General features: G+C 40.3%; 6 protein-coding genes and 10 tRNA genes. 1 reads left to right on the top strand and 15 read right to left on the bottom strand.

Going from position 1 to position 3,432, the window contains the following annotated elements; genetic code table 11:
* Positions 1-24: 24 nt before the first annotated feature.
* The 13 genes from rpmJ to SOS22_RS10655 all read right to left on the bottom strand — a co-directional run bounded on the left by rpmJ (position 25) and on the right by SOS22_RS10655 (position 1,790).
* The gene (rpmJ, locus tag SOS22_RS10715; RefSeq protein WP_081637596.1) at positions 25-141 is read right to left on the bottom strand and encodes a 50S ribosomal protein L36; all 117 of its coding nucleotides are present in this window, start codon (positions 139-141) and stop codon (positions 25-27) included.
* Positions 142-153: 12 nt separating this feature from the next.
* Positions 154-372: a translation initiation factor IF-1 gene (gene infA, locus SOS22_RS10710; protein WP_128519438.1), complete on the bottom strand. Its 219-nt coding sequence runs from the start codon at positions 370-372 to the stop codon at positions 154-156.
* A gap of 118 nt (positions 373-490) precedes the next feature.
* Positions 491-566 (bottom strand) — tRNA-Lys (locus SOS22_RS10705).
* 10 nt (positions 567-576) lie between these two features.
* Positions 577-652: transfer RNA gene (locus SOS22_RS10700), tRNA-Thr, on the bottom strand.
* Between the two features lie 8 nt (positions 653-660).
* Positions 661-734: transfer RNA gene (locus SOS22_RS10695), tRNA-Gly, on the bottom strand.
* A gap of 9 nt (positions 735-743) precedes the next feature.
* Positions 744-819: transfer RNA gene (locus tag SOS22_RS10690), tRNA-Lys, on the bottom strand.
* 4 nt (positions 820-823) lie between these two features.
* Positions 824-899 (bottom strand) — tRNA-Thr (locus SOS22_RS10685).
* Positions 900-909: 10 nt separating this feature from the next.
* A tRNA-Val gene (locus SOS22_RS10680) sits at positions 910-985 on the bottom strand.
* Positions 986-988: 3 nt separating this feature from the next.
* Positions 989-1,062 (bottom strand) — tRNA-Gly (locus tag SOS22_RS10675).
* Positions 1,063-1,071: 9 nt separating this feature from the next.
* Positions 1,072-1,146 (bottom strand) — tRNA-Gln (locus SOS22_RS10670).
* A gap of 5 nt (positions 1,147-1,151) precedes the next feature.
* Positions 1,152-1,235: transfer RNA gene (locus SOS22_RS10665), tRNA-Tyr, on the bottom strand.
* A 13-nt stretch (positions 1,236-1,248) separates the two neighbouring features.
* Positions 1,249-1,324, bottom strand: a tRNA-Val gene (locus SOS22_RS10660).
* A gap of 46 nt (positions 1,325-1,370) precedes the next feature.
* On the bottom strand, positions 1,371-1,790 hold the full coding sequence (locus SOS22_RS10655) for a hypothetical protein (RefSeq protein ID WP_320597150.1): 420 nt from the start codon (positions 1,788-1,790) through the stop codon (positions 1,371-1,373).
* Positions 1,791-1,836: 46 nt separating this feature from the next.
* On the opposite strand from SOS22_RS10655, the gene SOS22_RS10650 reads away from it, so the two are divergent.
* Entirely contained in the window at positions 1,837-2,778 is a 942-nt protein-coding gene (locus SOS22_RS10650; RefSeq protein ID WP_320597149.1) for a rod shape-determining protein, read from the top strand.
* 3 nt (positions 2,779-2,781) lie between these two features.
* Here the strand turns inward: SOS22_RS10650 and SOS22_RS10645 are convergent, their stop codons facing one another.
* Both SOS22_RS10645 and SOS22_RS10640 read right to left on the bottom strand, forming a co-directional pair.
* On the bottom strand, positions 2,782-2,994 hold the full coding sequence (locus tag SOS22_RS10645; RefSeq protein WP_277633755.1) for a hypothetical protein: 213 nt from the start codon (positions 2,992-2,994) through the stop codon (positions 2,782-2,784).
* A gap of 44 nt (positions 2,995-3,038) precedes the next feature.
* Positions 3,039-3,432: ATP-binding cassette domain-containing protein (locus SOS22_RS10640; protein ID WP_320597148.1), on the bottom strand; the 394-nt coding region annotated here is incomplete at its 5' end.

The raw sequence follows: 3,432 nt of genomic DNA, 5'->3' as shown, positions 1-3,432 counted from the left end.
AATACGTGCCATTTCTTCCTCCTGTTAGTTTCCTTGTCTCTGTTTGTGCTTAGGGTTCTCACAGATTACCATGACTCTTCCCTTACGTCGAATGACTCGACATTTATCGCACATTGGTTTTACGGATGGTCTTACTTTCATATAAATAACCTCCTACTTTCTTCTAAATGTAATACGCCCACGTGTTAAATCATAGGGTGAAATTTCTACGGTTACACGATCACCTGGTAAAATGCGAATGTGGTGCATACGGATTTTACCAGAAACGTGAGCCATGATTTCGTGTCCGTTTTCCAATTTCACTTTAAAAGCCGCACTTGGTAAAGTATCTACAACGATACCATCTAATTCGATCACATCTTGTTTAGCCATGAACCTTGACTCCTCCTTTTCTGATGAAATGATAGGCATAAAAAGCCAATTACCATTATACTAAACTTTAAACACCTTGCCAAGTAAAAAAAAACAGGCCAAGCCTGTTTCAAACCCTTGGTGACCTGTAGGCGATTCGAACGCCTGACCCTTTGATTAAAAGTCAAATGCTCTACCAGCTGAGCTAACAGGTCAAAAAAAAAGTGGTGCCGACTAAAGGAATTGAACCCTCAACCTACTGATTACAAGTCAGTTGCTCTACCAATTGAGCTAAGTCGGCAAAAAAAATGGAGCAGGTGATGAGAATCGAACTCACGTAGTCAGCTTGGAAGGCTGAAGTTCTACCATTGAACTACACCTGCATAAAAAAATGGTGACCCGTAGGCGATTCGAACGCCTGACCCTTTGATTAAAAGTCAAATGCTCTACCAGCTGAGCTAACGGGTCACGATGGTGCCGACTAAAGGAATTGAACCCTCAACCTACTGATTACAAGTCAGTTGCTCTACCAATTGAGCTAAGTCGGCAAATATCAAATGGTGGAGGTTAACGGGCTCGAACCGCTGACCCTCTGCTTGTAAGGCAGATGCTCTCCCAACTGAGCTAAACCTCCAAATGGAGCAGGTGATGAGAATCGAACTCACGTAGTCAGCTTGGAAGGCTGAAGTTCTACCATTGAACTACACCTGCATAAAAAAGTGGCTGGGGTAGCTGGATTCGAACCAACGAGTGCAGGAGTCAAAGTCCTGTGCCTTACCGCTTGGCTATACCCCAATAAATGGTGGAGGAGGACAGATTCGAACTGTCGAACCCGAAGGAACTGAGTTACAGTCAGCCGCGTTTAGCCACTTCGCTACCCCTCCAAAACTATTTAAATGGTGGAGGTTAACGGGCTCGAACCGCTGACCCTCTGCTTGTAAGGCAGATGCTCTCCCAACTGAGCTAAACCTCCGTCATTGCTTGGCGCTTTTATATATTACCAAGAGACGTACTCTTTGTCAAATCATTTTCTGTACTTTTTTTAATAATTCTTGATATCGTTTTTTCAAAGCACAAGTACAAGCCGAACGCATTGCCTTTTCATTTACCCGATGATTGATGTGTACCACATTTTGATCTTGCATAACCACGATCGTACCTTGAATGCATTCTCTTGGTTTTCCATAAATACTTTTGATACGAATGGCACCAAAACGACGACACAGACTCAGGTCCACATCCGAATGCATTTGAAAATAAGGAATGGAATACAATACCGTATCGGATGGTGAAACAATATAAGCGGGCACCCCCATTTCTTCCAACAAAGGCTGCCATTCCATACAAAGACGCAATGCACGCACACTTTTCGGCTTATCCAATGCATCCAATACAAATATCATATACGTTCCTTGTGTATGTCTCAGTAATTCTTTCATTTGTAAATGTATTGTAGCATTCTTTTTTCAATAGTAAAATAGATGTATGGAATACATTGGCTTAGATATTGGTACCCACACCATACGTTACATCAAAGAAAATACTATTTTATTTGATCAAGCGTCCCTATTGGCTTTTGATACCAATAAAAAAACAATTGCGATTGGCACCGAAGCTAGTCAACTGCGCGGTACACGACATGTCCGTAACTATCGCCGTCTATCTGAACTTTATAGCTATTTGGATGAAATCTTTAATCGCTATGATAGTTTTCGTTTGTTTCACAAAACAACTGTCTTCTTTACCACTCCTTCTACCTTTGATAAAAAACAATGTGAAAAAATACGTCATCATATTCTCGAACAAGGTGCGACACAAGTTATCTATGATAAAGAACTTTGGTGTGCAGCCATTGGCGCCAAACTGCAAATTAACACATCCATCTCCGCATGTATGTTATATATGGGACATGCCTCTTGTGATATTGCCTGTTTTTCAAATGGCATCATTCAAAAAGAAAGTCATTCACCATATGGTGGTGCCCAAATTCTACAAACTTTCCATCGATGGATCCAAAAAAAATACAATCTTCAAGTCAGTCAACCCTTTATCGAACAGATATTGTTCCAATTTGGTCAAAGTCGTGAACCCATCCTGATCCACGGCACCGACATACGAACCCAACAAAATCGCAGCATTTCCATTTCTCAAGATCAAATTGGTCAAATTTTATCACGCATCGTGTACACTTGGAGCCAATGGATCTATACCTTCTTGACCACTTTATCCAATCAACAACAAGGTGACCTGGCAAAACGAGGCATTGTCTGTTGCGGTGGTCTCATGGAAATTCCTCAAATCGATACCATTTTACGTCAACAACTTCATATTCCCTTTTTTATCAGTCCCAATCCGCAATATACCATTGCTTATGGCATCATGACCATCTTAGACCGTTTAAAAGAAGAAGATGAACAAAAAAAATAGAAGCTATCGATTTTCGATAACTTCTACTTTTACTACATTATCTGGTTCAAGATCATATGTAACTTTCGCAAATTCCTCTAAGTGATTTTCCAACATATCATGGACCATTGAATAAACAGCTTCTTTATCTTCATCACTCTTGCATTTATACTCAATCGTTGTATCAATTCGCTTTGGAAGATTTGCATGTTTCAATTCTTTTAAAATATGTGACATTGCCCTAACCTCTGTTCTCAGTCTATGATAAAAGTCCCTTTTTGTCAAACCTCATAATATGCCAATAAATCCGCTGGCTTCAATGCCGCTTTTTCCTTGGCATTAAAATCCTTACGAATCCTGCCATCATGAAAAACCAATAAACGATTGCCATTTTCCAATGCATCTTTCATATTGTGCGTGATCATCAAAGCCGTAATATGCTCTTCCTTGATCAAAGCATTCGTTATCTCCAAAATTTTCTTAGCACTATTGGGATCCAATGCCGCAGTATGTTCATCCAGCAACAAGACTTCCGGTGGATTTAAAACCGCCATCATCAAAGCTACAGCCTGTCGTTGACCACCTGATAATAAACCAATCGGCGTCTTCATTCGATCTTCCAATCCCATATTCAACGTTTTTAACTTTTCTGCAAAGAAAGCACGATCCTGTTTA

The sequence above is a fragment of the Absicoccus sp. genome, assembly GCF_034090965.1.
Taxonomy (GTDB): domain Bacteria; phylum Bacillota_I; class Bacilli_A; order Erysipelotrichales; family Erysipelotrichaceae; genus Absicoccus; species Absicoccus intestinalis.
This window is presented reverse-complemented; position numbering and strand designations above follow the sequence as displayed.